The organism is Paenibacillus sp. FSL H7-0918 (genome assembly GCF_038007025.1).
GTDB classification, from domain to species: Bacteria; Bacillota; Bacilli; order Paenibacillales; family Paenibacillaceae; genus Paenibacillus_AQ; species Paenibacillus_AQ odorifer.
This window is the reverse complement of sequence record NZ_JBBOWJ010000005.1, coordinates 213011-232680: the sequence shown is the minus strand read 5'-3', so window position 1 is coordinate 232680 and position 19670 is coordinate 213011. Positions and strand designations below refer to the sequence as shown.

16 protein-coding genes are annotated in these 19670 nt (G+C 45.2%); 7 read left to right on the top strand and 9 right to left on the bottom strand.

Annotated elements, in window-relative coordinates:
• Positions 1 to 2: 2 nt before the first annotated feature.
• Together MHI15_RS28460 and MHI15_RS28455 are read right to left on the bottom strand one after the other, a co-directional pair.
• Positions 3 to 542: a MarR family winged helix-turn-helix transcriptional regulator gene (locus tag MHI15_RS28460; protein WP_036687318.1), complete on the bottom strand. Its 540-nt coding sequence runs from the start codon at positions 540 to 542 to the stop codon at positions 3 to 5.
• 579 nt (positions 543 to 1121) lie between these two features.
• Entirely contained in the window at positions 1122 to 7025 is a 5904-nt protein-coding gene (locus MHI15_RS28455) for an S-layer homology domain-containing protein (protein ID WP_341165168.1), read from the bottom strand.
• 256 nt (positions 7026 to 7281) lie between these two features.
• On the opposite strand from MHI15_RS28455, the gene MHI15_RS28450 reads away from it, so the two are divergent.
• The gene (locus MHI15_RS28450; protein WP_038568262.1) at positions 7282 to 7668 is read left to right on the top strand and encodes a hypothetical protein; all 387 of its coding nucleotides are present in this window, start codon (positions 7282 to 7284) and stop codon (positions 7666 to 7668) included.
• Between the two features lie 107 nt (positions 7669 to 7775).
• Here the strand turns inward: MHI15_RS28450 and MHI15_RS28445 are convergent, their stop codons facing one another.
• The 3 genes from MHI15_RS28445 to MHI15_RS28435 all read right to left on the bottom strand — a co-directional run bounded on the left by MHI15_RS28445 (position 7776) and on the right by MHI15_RS28435 (position 10885).
• The gene (locus tag MHI15_RS28445) at positions 7776 to 8792 is read right to left on the bottom strand and encodes an AI-2E family transporter (protein WP_036687315.1); all 1017 of its coding nucleotides are present in this window, start codon (positions 8790 to 8792) and stop codon (positions 7776 to 7778) included.
• A 140-nt stretch (positions 8793 to 8932) separates the two neighbouring features.
• Positions 8933 to 10117: a polysaccharide deacetylase family protein gene (locus MHI15_RS28440; protein ID WP_339245955.1), complete on the bottom strand. Its 1185-nt coding sequence runs from the start codon at positions 10115 to 10117 to the stop codon at positions 8933 to 8935.
• 210 nt (positions 10118 to 10327) lie between these two features.
• A complete protein-coding gene (locus tag MHI15_RS28435) occupies positions 10328 to 10885 on the bottom strand; it encodes a GbsR/MarR family transcriptional regulator (RefSeq protein WP_076101159.1) in 558 nt (185 codons plus the stop codon).
• 219 nt (positions 10886 to 11104) lie between these two features.
• On the opposite strand from MHI15_RS28435, the gene MHI15_RS28430 reads away from it, so the two are divergent.
• The 6 genes from MHI15_RS28430 to MHI15_RS28405 are packed head-to-tail and all read left to right on the top strand — an operon-like array spanning position 11105 to position 16302.
• Entirely contained in the window at positions 11105 to 11986 is an 882-nt protein-coding gene (locus tag MHI15_RS28430) for a carbohydrate ABC transporter permease (protein ID WP_076127023.1), read from the top strand.
• Between the two features lie 25 nt (positions 11987 to 12011).
• Positions 12012 to 12857: a carbohydrate ABC transporter permease gene (locus tag MHI15_RS28425; protein WP_076127021.1), complete on the top strand. Its 846-nt coding sequence runs from the start codon at positions 12012 to 12014 to the stop codon at positions 12855 to 12857.
• Between the two features lie 35 nt (positions 12858 to 12892).
• Positions 12893 to 14239 (top strand): ABC transporter substrate-binding protein, encoded by a 1347-nt coding sequence (locus MHI15_RS28420; RefSeq protein ID WP_081386373.1) that lies wholly within the window; start codon positions 12893 to 12895, stop codon positions 14237 to 14239.
• A gap of 15 nt (positions 14240 to 14254) precedes the next feature.
• Positions 14255 to 15043: an HAD family hydrolase gene (locus MHI15_RS28415; protein ID WP_076192524.1), complete on the top strand. Its 789-nt coding sequence runs from the start codon at positions 14255 to 14257 to the stop codon at positions 15041 to 15043.
• Complete coding sequence (locus MHI15_RS28410; protein ID WP_248549163.1) at positions 15040 to 15381, top strand: DMT family transporter; 342 nt, start codon at positions 15040 to 15042, stop codon at positions 15379 to 15381. Before MHI15_RS28415 ends, MHI15_RS28410 begins: the two co-directional genes overlap by 4 nt.
• A gap of 51 nt (positions 15382 to 15432) precedes the next feature.
• On the top strand, positions 15433 to 16302 hold the full coding sequence (locus MHI15_RS28405; RefSeq protein ID WP_076186180.1) for a metallophosphoesterase family protein: 870 nt from the start codon (positions 15433 to 15435) through the stop codon (positions 16300 to 16302).
• A 93-nt stretch (positions 16303 to 16395) separates the two neighbouring features.
• Here MHI15_RS28405 and MHI15_RS28400 read toward each other — a convergent pair whose 3' ends face one another.
• Genes MHI15_RS28400 through MHI15_RS28385 form a run of 4 tightly spaced genes read right to left on the bottom strand, consistent with a single transcriptional unit; the run spans position 16396 to position 19669 of the window.
• Positions 16396 to 16845, bottom strand: a complete 450-nt coding sequence (locus tag MHI15_RS28400; protein WP_076192528.1) for a hypothetical protein — start codon at positions 16843 to 16845, stop codon at positions 16396 to 16398.
• Positions 16846 to 16878: 33 nt separating this feature from the next.
• Complete coding sequence (locus tag MHI15_RS28395) at positions 16879 to 17796, bottom strand: ABC transporter ATP-binding protein (RefSeq protein WP_303047204.1); 918 nt, start codon at positions 17794 to 17796, stop codon at positions 16879 to 16881.
• The gene (locus MHI15_RS28390) at positions 17789 to 18808 is read right to left on the bottom strand and encodes an ABC transporter ATP-binding protein (RefSeq protein WP_076127008.1); all 1020 of its coding nucleotides are present in this window, start codon (positions 18806 to 18808) and stop codon (positions 17789 to 17791) included. The genes MHI15_RS28395 and MHI15_RS28390 overlap by 8 nt, the downstream gene beginning before the upstream one ends.
• Positions 18809 to 18823: 15 nt before the next feature.
• Positions 18824 to 19669, bottom strand: coding sequence for an ABC transporter permease (locus tag MHI15_RS28385; RefSeq protein ID WP_036687295.1), 846 nt, complete (start codon positions 19667 to 19669; stop codon positions 18824 to 18826).
• Between the last annotated feature and the right edge of the window lies 1 nt (position 19670).

The window sequence follows — 19670 nt, the reverse complement described above, 5'->3', positions numbered from 1 at the left end:
TTTTAGTAGCTAAGATAATTACTTTTTTTGGTGGTTGTTCGTGGCTTCTGTTCAAGGGTTGGAGAGGTCTCTGCATTCTCCTTGGCGAGCTTCAGCAGGATATCCGAGAATCCTTCCAAATTGCTAATGATCCGCTGATAAAAGTCATTTTGCTGCGCCAATTCCTCCTCCGTAAACCCCTCAAACAAAAGCGAAATACATCGTTCTCCGATGTTGCTGTTCTGCTCCGCCAGCTTGCGGCCTTTATCCGTAATATCCAGCATTACCGTTCTACGGTCGCCTTCTTTACGTCTGCGCACGGTATATCCACCCGCCTCAAGCTTATCGCTCAATGCGGTAATCGCACCTGAGGTGAAGTCTAGTTCATCCGCTAAGTCTCCTAGCCTTTGTTCACCATCACGAATGATTTTGTGCAGAATCAGCATGCCTGGTAAGGAGATGCCTGCTACGGCGACCTTATCCCGCTCTTTCACGAATCTGCGAACCGCCTTGCGAAATGCCCAATCTGTCTCCTCCAGCTGTCTCCAATATTGTTCGCTCATGGCTTACTTACCTCTGCTTTCTCCCAATCAGCCCATAAAAAAAGACTCCCAGCACCTACCCCTGACAAGGGAAAAGTACGGGAGCCTTTGGTGGTCCAATCAGCTCAGTTGAATTATTTCACTGTTCATTTAATTACTGTTTAAGTATTGGTGATATCATATACCCCTTTATTCCTACCTGTCAAGTAAGTATTTTATATATTCAAAAAAAGAACACCCTCAAAGGTGCCCTCCAACTTGGAAGCTTATAGACCACTTTCCAGTACAAGCGCATGGCTGTCTTCATCATAAACCTGCATAAAAGATGATACGGCCGGTAAATAACGCTCTAACTGGTAAATATATTTTACCCGACTCCTGAAGTGGCAGATTGGAGATATTTAATTTCACTTGCACTCCTTGCAATCTACCTTTTATTTTGAAAGATTCTGAAAATTAAAAATTAATTCAAAAATATTATATATGAAAAATCATATGAATAGTGGAAATTCCCTTTTTACATAGAAGAAAAAGGAGACTACACGCAAAAAAGACAAAAAGCAGGCCAGAGTCACCTCTGCCTGCCTTTGCCAACCTATCTTATAATTTGATTATTCCATATAACAGTTTTGCGATTTCAGCACGGGTCACTTTGCCACGAGGGTCAAAGTTATTGTCGCCCTTGCCGTCAAGGATTCCCTTTGCTTGCAAATCAATTACCGCTTGCTTCGCCCACTCAGATACACTATTCATATCCTTAAAGCTTGCAGCAGCAGCAACGGAAGCTTGCAATCCTGCTTTATACTGCATCAGTTTCTGCAGGACAACTGCCGCCTCCTCACGAGTAATCGCATCTTTAGGTCGGAACTTGCCATCACTGCCTTGGATCAATCCAAGCTGGACAGCTTTGTCTATCGACTGTGCATAATAAGCATCTTTAGATACATCTGCAAAAGCACTCTGTACGATAGCCCCATTTGCTTCATCCAATCCGAGAGAACGAACGGCCAGTGTAACAAAATCTGCACGGGTTACATTCGCCTGTGGTCCATAATGCGTATCGTCGATCCCTTTAATCACATGCTTAGCCGTCAGCTTGGAAATATACGACTCTGCCCAGTGACCAGCAGTATCCCTAAATTGCTTATGGTATTCCAGCACCGCAAAGGAGGAAAAGTGATTTGTTGTGAAGGTAACGGTATTATCCTTAAACACTCCACCCAAATATTCCAACGTGCTGCCATTTACATAATAGACACCCGCAAAATCTGTATCAAGCTTAGCAAGCTGTTCCTTAGTCAGCGTCAAGGTAATCGTAACAGCACCTTTAAGCTGGTGGATAGCCGTTTCTTTGCCTCCTGCAGATGTACTGAGGTTCAGCGTAACGTTAGCTCTGAATGGACTCATTCCAGCGTCATTGGCCTGTACAGATATCATACTCGTATCAATGCTTAGTAGCAGCATATCACTGCCTGCCGGAATGGCTGGTAAGGAGCTTGTTGGTACGCTCAAGGTAACGTTAGATGAAACAATATTCAAATTCAACTTCTTATCGACAGCCTGTTGAACAGCGGCTGCATCAAGAGCAATTCTAATCTGATCTTGAGCCGAGGTTGCTCCGCCTGCGCTAATCTTTAGGCTTCCCCCTGTAGCAGCTTCCTCTATCAGTTTCTTCAAGGCTGACGGATCAGCTGTATACGTCCCATTACTTCCTAATGCCAGTTCAATGTTTCCTTTTCCCGCTCCAGGTGTGGCTGTAGGCGTTGGAGTCACTGTTGGCACTGGTGAAACTACCGGAGGTGCCGTTGTCACCTCTGGTGCTGGTGTAGGCGTCACTTCTGGCGATGGCGTCACTTCTGGCAATGGCGATACCTCTGGTGTCGGCGTTACCTCTGGTGTCGGTGTCACCTCTGGTGTCGGCGTCACATCCTCTTTTCCAGTGTAAAAGCCCCAGATATCTGAAAGCACACTACCGGAGTGATCATCCTCAACCTTTGTATACCATTGGTAGTAGCTATCCGGATTCAGCTTACTCCAAGTGACCTGAGTCTCCGCGCCACTCTCTACTTGTGGATTGGCCGCAATTTCCTGATCGCTGTAAACCTTGACTCCGATATAGTCGGTAGCCACACGTTTAGTCACAGGCTGTAAATCCAGATCCAGAACGAACTCATCTTTGCCTGGATATTCGTCTTCATCATAGTAGTTATAATCATCCAAATAAGGCGAATAAGTCTTCACGCGAAGTTTGTTATTAGCAACATCGAACTGAAGCAGTCGGATATAGCCGAGTCCCCCTTCTTCAGCGCCTTGATAATCTGCCAGCATTTGATAGACACTGCGGTCTGGAATACCGTCACCGTTATCATCCAGCTCGTCTACTTTAAGCTCAGCATCATGATAATGGCCGGACAGTGCTGCGATTACGTTTTTGTTAGGTTTCACAACCATCTCAAAAATCTTATCCGCAATAGGTGCCCGGTTATTAGAAACCAGCAAGTATTCATGGAGACAAAGAATCGCTTTACGCTCTGGATAACGGGCAACGATCTCATTCATCCATTCGATTTCTTCCTCAGCCAATCCCCAGCCCATGTATACAATAACAAAATCATTTCCGTTCGCAGACACTAAATCGTAATGGCCCCTGTTGTTGTCATAAGAGCCACCAAAGGTCGGCATATTCTTGAATCTCCACTCTCCAAAATACTCCCAGAATTTCGTGTAATCCCCGGTTTGATGACCTACGTCATGATTACCTGCAAGAACACCATAAGGAATGTTAGCTTCCTCCAGAACCTTCATGTCCCGGTCAGCTTCCTTCCACTCATACTCCTGATAGGATTTATCCACGATATCTCCTGTATGAATAACGTATTTCAGGTTCAAGCTCTCTTTGTTGTCAGCTATCCATTCTACATTTTTACGGTAAATGTAAGGGTAGCTCTGTGAATAATATTGTGTATCAGACATCCATACAAAAGAGAAGTCATACGTATCTTGTGTTACTGTAGGTGCTGTCTTAGCCACAGAAGCAATTTCATCCTGAACCATTACGGCAATGCTATTTCCATTAGCATATTCTCCAGCTGTAACCGTGGATTTCAGCTCAAAATCCTCTGTTCCAGCGATTAAATGATCCAGCTGTACCCATTTTTGTTGAGCTGGACTCCATGCGTAGAGACTTACTTTTCGTCCCGGCAACGAATTCCCTTTCCATTCAATATCTACACGATCTGACGCCTTAACCGACTCATCCAGCTTAATTTCATAACGCTGATAAGGGAATTGATCGACAGCATCATTAATTAAATATTGTCCGTCCACCGCACTTATTTTACTGTAGTCATCACTGCTAAGCGCTTGTTCGCCCGCAGGTACGGATTGTTTCGGCGGCTCTGTATCGGATGCATTTATAAACCCAGCAAAGCCTTGCTCCGGATGGTTAGCATCGTACTTAAATCCTCTAAAGAAGGTAACGTTTATCTTATCCTGATTAGGATCTTCAACCTTAACCTTTAAAGTCGGATTAGTACCTACAGCGGTCTCCCAGTTTGTAGGAGAAATAAGCAGTGGCGCAAATGGATTCTCATTCGGTACATGGAATGTAATGACCTTTTCTGCCTGATTGCCAATCCTGTCTAAGGCTGTGATAGAAAGCGTATGATCCCCAGCCGACAACTTCCCGGATGAAGTAGCATAGGGCAGTTCAATAACATTACCATCCAGCTTCACGCTGACCTTATCTACACCCGCATAAGTATCCTTAACTTCAGCAGCAATTTCAAAATTGCCACGGTAAGTTTGTCCTTCTTCTATGGATGCTTTGATGGATGGTGGCGTGTTGTCGACAATTACGTTTGATGATACTTTCGTTCCACCTTCGGTAAGCGTTACTTTATGTTCTCCGTCAGTTGCTTCCTTAGTATTCCAGTTGTACGCCTTTGAACGGAACAAATCCGCTTTTAGATCAAACTGGAAGCCGAGGGATTCATGCTTACCTGCGCTGTCCCCCATCTTGATTTCCTTATCACGTTCTGCATAAGCCGGGTCCCAAATTTCGGTACCATCTGCCAGCAGGAGACGAACATTTTTTACTTCAAAATCATCCTTATTCTCCTCAGGACGAGGATCAAATGGAGATGATTTAGAGCCCGCCCGAATGTAAATCACATTATCCGTACCCTTTTTTAAAGCGGCAGAAGAAATAGGAAAAGTCAATGTAGTATACGTAGTAATCGGGTCCATAAAGGTATACAGAATACTGGCATCTCCTAGTTCTTCCGGTCCCATCGTGATCGCATTTTTAAAATAATAGTCCACATTTTTAGCTTCAAATACAAAGTAGGCATCATTCTCCAGTGCATTATATGCCTCGTTATTGCCCAGTAACTTACTGTCAATGCTCAAGCCTAAGACATCAGCCTTAGCGGTGGCAGAGGTTCCCTTTACGGTCACGGAGCCATTGATCAACTGCCCTTCCTTCACATTCAAACGAAGGGGTGATTGATCCTGTCCTCCTGTAACTTTTACTTTTATTACTGGAGATTGTGTTTCATTCGTTCCATCAGAAACAACAAAGTAATACTGGATTTCATTTCTGCCAATCAAATCCGCAGAGGTCAATTTAAAGTGATACAAGCTGTCGTTGAAGTCTTGGGATAGATTGTGGCTAACAGCCTCCGGCTGCTTGTCCGAAGACACTCTAACTTCCACAGAAGTAACAGCTTTATTGTCATCAGCAAAAGCCTTCAAATCGAGACCCAGCGACTGATCAATCTCCGTTACGCCGGTCAGATCTTCTACTGTTGGTTTCTCTGTATCCGGCTCCACATGGATCGGTGTGTTTGGAAGTTGTGTTACATCCGTCTGGCCTGGTGACGGAACGGCTGACCCCGTACTGATCTTGAGCATTTTGCTCAGCCCATTCACAGGATACTTATATAGAAGGGCTTTATTCTCTTTGGTGTCATCACCTTTAGCTCCACCATCGTAGGTGAGGTCAGCATCATAATACGCGGAGGAAATTTCTTTTTCCGTGTTACTTTTGATTACGACTGCCCGGCGGCCAGAGTTCGCCATACCATCGCTTTTGATCAAAAAGAGATTGGTGCCTTCAATTAAGTTTGTGTTGAATTCTGTATTGAAATCATTAGCAGTGTAAGTACTATTGGCACTATTAATAACCCAGAACACCACGGACTGCTGTGCAGGAATCAGAAAGTTCTCTGGCGTCGAAGGCCACTTCACATCGGAAGCGTTACCTTTATCAGGATAACGATAATAGACCTTGTAGTCCTTGAAATTAACTGGTGCATCAGTATTGTTATAGATCTCAATGAATTCAAAAGCGTCGCTGCTCGTTCCTTTTACATTCGTCGAATTCGGCAGCAGCTCTGTGATTAACAACGGCGGCACATTATTCGAATCGAACGCCGGCAGGTTCACATGAACAGAATAACTCTCTGTCACATTATTAACGCGGATGCTGTAATGCAGCTCCGGCTCTTCCAGCGCAGCTGCAGGAATCATTGCCGCATATTCATCCCCACCTTTTGAAGTCATGGTGATTACCGTATCTTTCGCCTGAGAAGGAGAGCCATACTGTAGCTTCACTACAGGCTGTGATCCATCTGCCCCGCTTTCCAGATTAGTAATCTTCGCACTGATAGGGAGATCGGCTGGATCGACACTACTCTGTGCAATATGTTCAATCACTGGCTGCTTGTTCCCAGGAACTAGCTCAGGCACTTGTTCTGCCTCTACGGTTCCAGGCGTAGCCACAACCGTTCCCGAATTCGCCATGAGGTTCATAACGGAGCTATCCGCTTGCAAATATTGATAGAAGATCCCGTTATTCTCCTTCACCTGTTCTTTTCCATAGGAAGCAGAAACAATTAGCGTATCTCCTGCTTTGCTTTTAATTTGTAAATTACGCGCAGAAGTGTTAGCCATCCCCCCGCCACCGTTGATCCGGAACAGATTCACTCCTTCCTGCAAAGCTGCAGAAGGATTAAAGTTTTTGATGAAATCCTCCGTAGGAACATTCAGATTATTGCCGTTCATAATCCAGAAAACAATATTTCCATGCGCCGGTATTACAGCATCACCATTAGGCGCCCATGTATCTTTGTCATTATAAAAGAAATAATAATCCTTAAAATTAACCGGCTTGTCCGTATTATTGTAGACCTCAACAAACTCGTAACCATCTACAGAGGTTCCATCTGTCCCTTTTACATTTTTAGTATCCGGAACAACTTCTGTAATCAGTAGCGCTCCTGGATTATTAGGTACCGCGTACACCTCTGCCATTACAGTCGGTTGACTTAAAAGCGTGTCGAGCTCAACCTGTTCATCAAAATGCGCCTCTAATTCGGAAGATGTCTGCTCCGTCTCCAGCTGCTGCTCTTCAGCATATCCTGCTGGAACCATGATTCCCAACATCAAACTGCTGGCAATTATGCTGGAAAATAAACGTTTAGTTTTTGCTGTTATTCTCAAAACTCCGAACACTCCCCATTTGTTTGATTGTGATTCAATGCATAAATATGCAATGAAGCTCATCTGGAAAGTATACCTGCGGTGTATTATCGCTATATCATAGCCGTGTTAAATCTTTAGGTTATTTTTAATATTGCTTAAGCTTCAGTTCAGCTTCGCGGGTTACAATATAACTAGTTAGAACCCATTTTAAACGATACTTTAGACGGATGCTTAAGCAAGATAAGTTATTGCAGAACAAGAAAAGAGGACTCTAATGGATATAAAAAGAGTGATCATAGTCGGAACGGTAGTTGTAGTGATGTCTTTCGGAAATGCTTGGACTAGTCTTACCGCTAATGCAAGTTCGCCTGTAAAATGGTCCACGGCAGAGGTCGCGGATCAAGACGAATTATTGGAGGTACTTAACCAGCCAACGGACGAGGATCTATACGAGGCCATATATGACGGTAAGTCACTTCAAGATATTGCATCAGAACAAGGCCAAGATATTGAAGCTGTAATCGATCTACAGGTTGCCCAGCTAACGGATCAATTGGATTCACGGTTAGCCGCTGGAAGCATAACAACCGAGCAGTATGCGGCATATAAAGCGGAGCTGAGGGACATCGTTTCAGATAGTGTCCATACTTCCTTCGGTTAAGGGAATACATACAGCGACGCTGTAACATACACAAAAAAAACCCGGCTAAATGGATCTTCCATTTAGCCGGGTTTTTTATATTTAATACTTATTTTATAACAGAATCCCTAAGTCCCTATCTTGTTCTCTCTGTTAATCTCCAGAATATCAAGGAAGAATACAAAGATCGGAATCCCCAGAATCAGACCCCAAACCCCGAGATAATGCTCAGAGAATAACAACACGATAAACGTATAGAACATAGGCAAATTCATTTTGGATGACATCAGTTTAGGATTTAGGAAGTAGCCTTCTACAAAATGAAGCACGGCAATCATTGCCAGTACATAGATAGTCATGACTAGGCCACCAATATTGTAACCAATAATACAAAGTGGGATTAGCGAGATAACAAAACCTACAACCGGAATTAAACTAAGCAAGAAGATCATAATGGATAATGCGAAAAGGTAAGGAAAACCTAAAATCCAGAGTCCGATCACCGTAAAGCATGTATTAAACAACGCGATCAGAATTTGTGCTTCGATCACTTTTCCGAAAGAGGAGATAAATTTTCTGCCAAAATACTCAAGCTCTACATAGAACCAAGAGATTTTGCTCTCTTTAAGGCGGGAAGTGAAACTAACGATCCTGTTCTTCTCAAGTATAAATACAAAGCTCAAAATGGTTGATAAAACAAAGCTGGTGCCCCAATTGCTTATTTTCAAGACATATTCAATACCGTCTTTCATATACGACTGATAGTTCAAATCCTTAAGCTGGGCGAATATATACTGCACAATATCATTCTGCGGGATGTTCTCAGGGGTCAAATTGGTCAAAAAATTCGTTAACTGTTTAATCTGTATGAAAACCTTAGGCAGATAATTAACGAGGGTTATGACAATTACAGCGATTAAGGCAAGGTATAGAATAACAATAATCACTTTGCTGTTAACTGCTACATATTTGTTAATGCGCTTCGTGAGCAGCACTTGAAAGCTATTCATTACATACGCAATCAAAAACGTCAACAGTACCAAATTAAGCATATCTCTAATACTGAATAGCAGTAGAGCAACCAATCCTAAAATCAAAAAACGCCGGACCGTTAAATTTGCGTAATAACGCTTAAACAATTCCATCAGTTCTCTCCATTCGCTTACCAATTAGTACTCTGTTTATAGTCTACAGTAAGGAATTCACTTATAGCAACTAGTGATTCGCCTAAAATGACGAATTTACTCACTTTTTGTAATCTCATCATCAATAAAAGTGACACTTTTCATGCTCCTGCATCCATATGAGTCAATTCAACGATTCGGCGTTTCGGATCATATTTCATATCTATATGCAGATCTTTGCATAATTGATGAAATGGAACCATCAAGGTTCCCTTCCTCATTTCAGGAGAATTCCTTACCATATTCACCTTTTGGTTGTTCAAGGTCAATTCCATAGGCAAATCGATATGCTTCATCTGATCAAGCGTCAACGCAGCGGTAAGTGTCTCACTTCCCCCGTTAATTCGTGCGGCATTCCGATCCGCTCTAGTGTTAATCCCATCCTCAATTTTGAAGGTCAGCGAAATCCCTAGCGAATCACAAACAGCCAGCAATCTGTCATTGTAGGACCCATAAGGAAAAGCAATCGCCGAATCCGTATTGCCCAATTCTTCCTTCAGCCTTTGCTCCGCCTTAGCCAGATCACGTGTAACTCTGCTGTAGTATTCGACATTCATCTCATTCCTGTTCTCATCATCAACATATAACAAGGCACTTGCAGCTGGCCGCTGCCCGCCCTCGGCATCGACAATCCCATAATGGTGCAAATCATAGGTATGACTATAAAATCCCATCCCAGCATGCTTCATTTCCCGCATTTGCTCCCAAGTGAGCTTCGGTACGCTATTCGGATCTGGGTGATCTATTGTAGATACGATAACAAAATTAACGGCTGTATATCCGTATTTTTGCAAAACGGGGAACGCCAATTTATAGAAACTCTCATATCCATCATCAAAGGTCAGCAGCACTGCATTGTCCGGAACTGCGCCGTTATTCAGCATAAATTCACGGTATTCCGCCATGTTGATCACATGAAAACCTTCCTGCTTCAGCAGATTCATTTGATCATCAAACCGATCAACCGATAACACCCAAGGAAACTGTGGCATGGGCTTCTCAGAAAGATGATGATACATCAGCACAGCCACCTGATCTCTGTAGTAAATACCTTTTGGAAGAGGGCCGGATTTCTGCCAGCCGATTTGTGTATTTAGTGCCTGTTCAGCTACCGCCTTCGGGATCATAAGATCATCAGGCGAGGCAGGGTTGGCAGCTATCGTCTTTATCATTTGACCATTTACGTTAATAATAATTGTTGAAGGTTCACGTTGTGTATTCAAAATAGCAGCAAAGCTCAGCAGTAGAACTATGACAACAAGCAGCATATATTTTTTTGTTTTCAATCTCAGAATCTCCTTAACAACATTTCTTGTCCCTATGTAACTATATATTTTATGGAAGTTCCACCTGCTATTGGTTACATTTTCTTCTTATTTTTGTTTCTTTATCATAAAAAAGAGGGCGAACCTCAAGCCTGAACCGGCTTAAGGAACACCCCGCAAAAATGGAGATCTATATACAATTATGTACATCTATATGTGATTGTAGACGGTCTAGGACCTTCTCTTATCTGCGAAGTAATTCTCTTCCCCAAGCTCGTCCACGAACTGCTGCAGCCAATGATAATATTGAACGGCATGCTCCAGCTTCTCCAGATCCTTCAGGCAGAATTGCCGCTCCTCCTCAGACGTATCCACGGCTTGAACCAATCCCTCCAGCTCAGGAATGACAACGTCTAAAGCGTGCTTCATGACATCAATCTCCCGCTGTAGCTTCATCCCAAAAAAGTTCTTAAAGGTCTGAAAGAAATCTGTTTCCACTGCATACAGATCCTTTCGGTCCCGCTTCTCCTCCAGCTTAGTGACCATCTTGGAGGCCATCAAAGAACGGACTCCATAGCTCATATTACTCTTGCTCATATTCATCACATTCTTCATCTCTTCAAGCGTCATCGGACGGTCTTCAAAGAACATAATTCCATACAGCTGCCCGAATGAATAATTCGCACCATATAGGTCCATCGTCTGAGCAATCGCATCGATCATCGGACGCAGCAGCTGCTCGCGTGGAGATAAGTCTTTATTCTCTTCACCAAAGGCTACCTGTTTCATAGCTGCACCTTCATTCCACTTAGAATCTACCCTTCTATTTTACACAAAATAGCAACTACCTGCGCTAATCTCTTAATTTTTTACATAATCTCGCATCGATCTTTACGTCCACTTGACCACGCAGCCGCTCGATGAGTGTACAATTTTTTTTGAACGGAAGAGCTTTCCTCAGAATTATACCGCAAAAAACAGAAGATGGAATGGGGTATCGACAGAATAATGAAACGTTCGAGATTTATAGGGGAGTTGAAACCGGTGCTCTTCACCTTGCCGGCAATGATTCCATTCGTTGTATTTTGGCTAGCGCCATTACTTTATGTATTTTATCTCAGCTTTACGGAATGGGACTTCATGAGCCCTGAGAAAACCTTTGTCGGACTAACCAACTATCTGGATCTGTTCAGCAATCCTGCCTTCTATAAAGCACTTAGAGTGACTCTGTTATTCTGTGCCGGAAGTGTGCTGCCCGTTATTCTGATCGGACTTGGACTAGCACTCCTGATGAACGGGAAGCTGAAAGGCTCCACCCTCTATCAGGTATTGCTGTTCTCCCCTTGGGTCACGCCGACCGTGGCTGTATCCATTGTCTGGTCCTGGATCTATGAACCCGAAATCGGCCTTGCCAATACTGTACTTGACCTCTTAGGTCTAGAAAAAATTGGTTGGCTTCAAGACCCTAAATGGGCGCTGCTTGGCGTTCTGCTCGTGACAATATGGAAATCGGTAGGCTGGGCGATGATTTTTTACTTGGTGGCACTACGCAATGTCCCTACGGATCTGCTGGAAGCAGCTCAACTGGATGGAGCAAATGCTGTTCAAAAATTCAGCCGTATTACTTTACCGCTAATCTCGCCAACGACACTGTTTCTGTTCATCGTACAGATCATCGGGGCGTTACAGGCTTACGACCAGATTAACGTACTTACACAAGGTGGACCCTCTGGATCAACACGCACCTTGCTCTATATGTATTATCAGTCTGCCTTTGAAGCCTTTCAGATTGGAGAAGCCTCTAGTGTCGCAATGGTTCTGGTATTTATATGTATGCTGCTATCCGTAGTCTCGCTAGAGGTTAGTAAACGGACAACCCATTATCAATAACAACTGCTGTAAAGGAGAACGACTGATGAATGCAACGATCGTACGCGTGGGCAAGCTGACCCGCCATCTATTTTTTACAGCTATTGCACTGATCATGGCCTTCCCCTTCTATTGGATGGTCACCAGCGCCTTAAAAACCAATGATGAAATCTGGCAGTCTCCGCCCACAATCTGGCCTAAGGATGCGCTGTGGAGTAATTTTTCAGCCGCCTGGCACGAAGCCCCTTTCTTCAGATATATGGGCAATAGCATATTTGTCGCTGTGTCGATTGTTATTCTGCAGGTCATAAATTCCGGGATGATGGCCTATGCGCTTACGCATATGAAATTCCGCTTCAGAGGGCTGTTCTCAGGCGTTATTCTTTTCGGCTATATGGTTCCAGCCACCGCTGTTTATCTTCCCGGATATTTGGTATTGTCCCAGCTCCATCTACTGGATTCATATGCCGGATTAATTCTATCCAACTGTGTAAGTGTCTTCTCCATCTTTCTAATTCGCCAAGCCTTCCTTCAGGTTCCCCATGAGCTGGTGGAGGCTGGAGAAGTGGACGGTTCCTCACATATGCGGATTCTGTGGACCATTCTTGTCCCCATTACACGTTCTTCCTTTGCTGTGCTAGCCCTGATCACCTTCATTGATCAGTACAATAACTATTTCTGGCCGATGCTGATCACCAAAGACCCGAATCTACAGCTAGTCTCGGCGGGTCTGCGTAGTTTCTTTACTCAAGGAGGTGCCTACGGATTAAAATGGCCGCTGATCATGGCCGCTAGCGCATTCACCATCGCCCCGTTGCTGCTAGTATTTCTACTAGCTCAGAAAACGATCATGCAAAGTGTCAATATGACCGCTGGTTCCAGCAAAGGATAAGCTAACAATTCTATTTTAATAAGAGGAGAATGATGATGAACGTATTGAAGAGACTGTCCACCCTGTCTTTAGTTGCCGGATTTACAATGTTAACAGCTTGCGGAGGAAATGCGAATACAGGCAATGTTACAGCGGCGAATGGAGCTTCTTCCTCCCCCTCCACAGAGGCTGCGCCCACACAAAATGCACCGGTAACAATTGAATTCTGGTATGGTCTCGGCGGCAAGCTTGGTGAGAATATGGAGGCACTGATTCAGAAATTTAATACCTCTCAGCAAGAGGTCATCGTCAAAGGTATCGCGCAGGCAGACTACACGGAAACCGAACAGAAGCTGCAAGCAGCTATCGCTACAGGAAAAGTACCTGCGGCTGCTCTCTCCTCCAATGTAGATTGGGCCCGTAAAGGATATTTCGCTCCGATAGACGAGCTTATGGCACTGCAGCCAGATTTTAATAAAGAGGATTTTGTCCAAACCTTTCTAAATCAGGGCCAGGTTGATGGTAAGCAATACTTCCTGCCGATGTATGGAACAACGCAGGTCATGTACTACCACAAAGATGTTTTTGAGAAGAATGGAATTGATGCGAGCACATTAAATACTTGGGAAGATCTGGCTGCCGCAGCTGCGAAAATGACAGTGAAGGACGGCGGCAAAACCACCTTTTATGGTTGGGAGCCTATGTGGGGTTCAGGGAACATGATTGATGCCGTACTCAGCAAAGGAGGCACTATCCTTAGTGAGGATGGAAAACAAGTTATGGTCGACTCTAAAGAGTGGATTGAAACCTGGGATTTGTTCCGCAAGTGGATTCACGAGGATAAGATCATGCGGATTCATTCCGGCGGTCAAGGCTGGGAGTATTGGTACAAGACGATTGACGATGTAATGAAGGGTCAAGCCGCAGGCTACACTGGCTCCAGCGGCGATCAGGGCGACTTGGACTTCAGCATTGTTTCGGCTATGGAGCAGCCAGGCTGGGCAGGGATCGGTGAGGGCAAACCCGTAGCCCAAGCCCTTATGGCCGGCATTCTATCCAAAGCCAGCGACAGTGAAAAGGAAGCAGCTATGAAATGGCTAACCTACTTCACGAATGCTGAGAATACTGCGTCCTGGTCCATTAATACGGGATATATTTCGGTGCGCCAATCCGCATTGCAAGACCCGGCGTTTGTGTCATTCAGCGAAAGCAATCCACAGATTAAGGTTCCATTGATGCAAGCTTCTCATGGTTCTGCACCTTTCCAAGACCCAACTGGCGGCAAAATTAACGATGCGTTGACAATCGCCGCAGATAAGGTGCAGATTGAGAATATCCCAGCAGCACAAGCACTTAAGGAAGCACAAGAAACGGCACAAGCAGCGCTTGATAAATTAAAATAAAGGGCGGTGGACTTCATGTCTGAGCTCATCACTCCACAAGGCAGATATGCTGTAGCAGCTATTCTATTCGATAAGGATGGTACGCTGCTCCAGTTCGTATCCCTCTGGGGCAGCTGGGGCGAATGTTTTTTAGAGAGATTCACGAAGTATATGAAGGAAAAAGGACTACAGATTGCAGAAGAGCAGCTCCCTGCATTAATGGGAACTGTACACAATGCCCAGGGGAGCATTACCGATTATGATCGCAACGGACCGCTGGCTATGGGGACTATGAGTGATCTTTATGCCATTCTGTCATGGCAGGGTTATCTGCAAGGTTTATCTTGGGCGGAGTCCATGGAGCTTGTCCATCAATGCCGTCTCGAAGCGGATGTTAGGTTAGAAGAGAAACGCCCCGTTCACTCCCTTCCGGGACTTCATCGTTTTCTTGATGAGTGTGTGAGTGCAGGCATTCCTCTCGCCGTGGTGACCGCAGATGAAACAGAGGCCGCAGACAAACATCTCCAATGGCTGGGCATACGGCATTATTTCTCCGAGGTAATTGGAACAGATCTTGTGGATCAGGGTAAACCTTTCCCCGACATGGTGCAGCTTGCCTGCAAAAGGTTAGCCGTGGAACCCGCGTACACAGCGGTTATCGGCGATACTAACGGGGATATGCGAATGGCTAAAGCAGCGGGTGTACAGGTAGCTATCGGCCTAGCAGAAAGCGACGGTACTAGTGCTTCAACACATATTCTCCCGGATGCAGATCTCATTGTACAATCTTATGCTGAGCTCAGAATTGAGGTTACTCCCCTGTGAGAATAGAAGGAATATGGGCATGGATGTTTCTGGCGCTGGCTATTGTGTTCGAACTCTCAGGGACCCTCTCAATGAAAATATCTCAAGGGTTCACCCAGCTCTGGCCTTCCGTGCTTATGTTCCTGTTCTATGGAGCCAGCTTCACCTCCCTGAATTATGCTCTCACCTCTATTAAGGTAGGCGTAGCTTATGCGATATGGTCAGGAGCGGGAATCATCCTGATTTCCTTCATAGGAACCCTGTTCTTTGAAGAAAAGCTAACCCTATCCTCACTACTTTGGATAGCCGTCATCATTGTCGGGATCATAGGACTGAATATTAGCGGCAAGACGCATTAGCGAACAGCAACAGTATTGGATAGGTTCATAGATGAAGGAGGATGCCCAAACATGAGTACGAACACATCACCTGAAGATAAACCAGTTATCACCTTTCAGATCATTACGGATACCCATGTCACTGCTGACCGCAATCATGAGTACAATCTTAACTTCGAGCTGGCTCTCCGTGATATAGCAGCGCATGGGGAAGGCAGCAGCGGGATTATGCATATCGGTGATGTCACAGACCACGGCTTCCCTGCTGAATACGAAGAAATGCTTCGTATCCTCAAACAATACAAAACCGAACTGCCCGGGATTACCTTTACCTTAGGCAATCATGATGTGGGCCTCGGAAATTGGGAATCACGTTTAGGAATGTATACGTCACAGACCGGAATGTCCGGACCCTATCATGATCACTGGGTCAATGGCTATCATTTTATTATGCTAGGGACAGAACAAGGATTGCCCAAATTCTGTGATCTTTCTTCTGAACAGCTTGATTGGCTGGAGCATAAGCTTGGAGAACAAGCTTCACCAGATCAGCCTATCTTTCTCTTCCTGCATCAACCGCTTAAAGACACCGTAGCCGGATCGCTGGAATCGCAAGATTGGTATGGTGTCACACAAGATAAGGAATTAAAAGAAATCCTGTCGAGATACCCTCAGACCTTGTTATTCACTGGACATACCCATTGGGAGCTGGAGGTAGACAACACTATGTTCCCTGGCGATGGAGAGATCGCAACGATGTTTAATGCTGCTTCTGTCGCCTATCTTTGGACTAATGAAGATAAACATAAAGAGGGCAGCCAAGGCTTCTATGTAGAAGTGTATAGCGATAAAGTGCTTGTCCGGGGCAGAGATTTTAAGACAGGAAGCTGGATTGAGGCTGCACACTATGAGGTATTTTACCCAGCGGTAAGCGTATATTAAAGATAAGCATTTAAGCGAGAAATATAACAAAAAAACGATTGTGCACAGGGAGTCCTTCCCCGCAACAATCGTTTTTTACTGTAGATATTCAGCTTAACGTCCAATCGGTGCAATCCGGTAGACAGCTGTATCTCCAACCGCTGCCTTCGTATCGCTCTCGATCTGCCAACCGAAGGATAACACAGAAGCCAAACGTTCCTTCTCGGCCAAGGTTAAAGCCACCTCAGCGGCTTCCTTACCTTCCTCAAGCTCCAGAGCCGCTTCTTTGCCCAGAGCTACCCATATCCAGCTGCGAATCCCACGAATCGTGTTGTATTTAATCTGATAGCCTGTCTTCACCGCTTGCCCGAACAACTCCGGCTGCTCTGACTGCAACGTAGTCAGCTGCTTATAATCAAATTGGTATTCGCTCTTGTCAACGGGCAAATCGCCCTCTGCCACTTTACGAAGAATATCCTCATCAGACCACCCCAAGGAGCGGAGTGATTCCACCAATAACGCATCCCACTGGGATAACTTTACCCGGTTTAAGTTCTCTGACATTCTGATCCCTCCCAATCTATATATAGAGTCTAATCATACCGTAAAATCATAAGCAACATAATGGCCCGGACTTACTTCCTCTAGTGTGGAAGTCTCAGCTCTGCCATACTCTTGCGAATATCCGTCTAAAATAATTCTCTGATTGGCCCGCCGGGGATCCGTCTCCAAGATGGAAGACAGCAGCGCCTTTGTATAAGGATGAATAGGATTCTCGTACAGCTCATCACTTTCGGCTACCTCCACTAGACGACCGCCATACATCACGCCGATCCGGTCAGAAATATGCCGTACCATCGACAGATCATGTGCGACAAAGAGATAGGTCAAGCCGAATTCGGACTGCAAATCCTCCAGCATGTTCACTACCTGAGCCTGGACAGACACGTCCAGCGCTGAGATCGGTTCATCACACACAACAAATTCAGGTCTTACGGACAATGCTCTGGCAATCGAAATCCGCTGGCGTTGGCCACCGCTGAATTCATGCGGGAAGCGGTAGAGATGTTCTCTTTTTAAACCTACCTTTTCCAGCAATGCCGCAACAGCTTCTTTGCGTTCTTCACCTTCGTGGATGCCGTGGATTTTCATCGGTTCACTGATCAGATCAAGCACACTTAAGCTTGGATTAAGTGATGAATAGGGATCTTGGAAGATCGACTGAATGCGTCTGCGAAAAGGTTTTAGCTGCTTCTCTCCAAGCTTGCTCAGCGGCTGCCCGTCAAAAGACACTTCACCGTCTGTGTAGTCATATAAGCGCAGCAAGCAGCGTCCAACCGTGGACTTGCCGCTTCCCGACTCTCCAACCAGCCCAAAGGTCTCTCCCTGACGAATCTGAAAGCTTACGCCATCTACTGCCTTAAGCACCGATGTATCGCGTCCCCACATATCCTTGCCTTTGGAGAAATGTTTTTTGAGATTATTTACGTCCACTAGAATCTTATTGTCACTCAACCGAACCGCTCCCTTCAACGCCAGCTACGGCTGGAGTCTCCTGCACGCCATCTGCTAACCAGCACATCGAACGGTGACCGGGCGATAATTCGATTACCGGAGGACGTTCGCTGCAACGGGCAAAAGCATTAGGGCAACGTTCCATAAAGGGACAGCCAGAAGGAGGATTCAACAAATCCGGAGGTGTGCCTTCGATTGGAATTAGACGTTCACGCGATTTGCCGTCACGTTTCGGAATGGAGCGAAGCAGACCTTTCGTGTAAGGATGCTGTGGGCGATAAAAAATATCCTCCACCGTACCTTCCTCCATCACTAGTCCACCATACATTACGATAACCCGTGTACATACCTGAGCCACCACACCCAAATCATGAGTGATCAGCGCTATAGCTGTACTGGTATTATTTTTTAGCTCTTTAAAAAGATCAAGAATTTGGGCCTGTATTGTTACATCAAGCGCAGTTGTCGGCTCATCCGCAATCAATAGCTCTGGCTGGCAGGAAAGAGCCATAGCGATCATGACCCGCTGCCGCATCCCGCCGCTGAATTCATGCGGATACTGCTGCAGCCGCTGCTCAGGATTATTAATGCCCACCTGCCGCAGGATACTTGCTGCCTCTTTAAACGCTGCTTCCTTATTTAAGCCGCGATGCCGCCGGATGACCTCCGTAAGCTGCTGGCCGATTTTTTTCACAGGATTAAGAGAAGTCATGGGGTCCTGAAACACCATCGCTATGCGGTTACCGCGCAGTTTTCTCCACTCTTTTTCCGAAAGGTTAGATAAATTGTCACCACGAAAATTAATATTTCCAGCGATAATTTTACCCGGAGGTGTAATCAACGACATAATCGCCTTCGCAGTTACACTTTTCCCGCTTCCGGATTCACCAACAATCCCTACCGTTTCTCCAGCATCTATATGAAAGCTAACGCCACGAACTGCCTGATTCTCTCCATCCCGAGTTTGGAAGGAAACCTTCAAATTCTCAACAGACAATAGCCGTTCCGTCATGATGTCTTCACACTCCTATCTTCGGATCAGCTTCGGTTCAAAGCCAACCCGCAAAATATCGCCCAGAACATTAAAGCTCAGAACCGTTAATAGTATCAATAACCCCGGGAACAATGCCAAATAAGGTGCCTGAGCGATATATCCCTGCGCATTGTTAAGCATACTGCCCCAAGTGGCATTCGGAGGTTGTACCCCGAACCCAAGAAAGCTTAGGGACGACTCCATCATAATCGCGGAAGCGATATTATTCGTCGCACCTACAATCACAACAGGTACTAGCCCCGGAAGAATATGACGCCAAATAATTCCGAAGTTGCTCTGGCCGGAAGCTTTTGCATACAGTACATATTCCCGTTCTTTAATCGTCATCGTCTCCGCACGAATCACACGGGCAATGTTCATCCACATTAATAGAGCAATGATTAAAATGATGTTTCCTACACTCGGCTTCAAAAATACGCTGAGCAGCAGCAGCACAAGGAAAGATGGAATGGACATCACTACATCAAGCATCCGCATCAATAGATTATCAATCCATCCGCCAAAATATCCACTGATTACGCCCACCGTCACACCTATACCCGTGGCAATGATCATTGAAGCAAAACCAACTAGCAAAGATACCCGGCCACCATACAAAGCTCGGGCAAAATAATCCCGGCCGTAATCATCCGTACCAAACCAATGATCCGCCCCGGGTGCCTTCAAACGTGCCAAAACATCCATTGCATTCGGATCATGTCCGGATAAAAAAGCAAATATAGAGCCTAGTGTGAAGACGATTAAAGTAATGAGGGCTGCGACACCCAATTTATTCGTAAATAGCTCATCTCCAACACTTTTCCATTTACTGCGATTCATG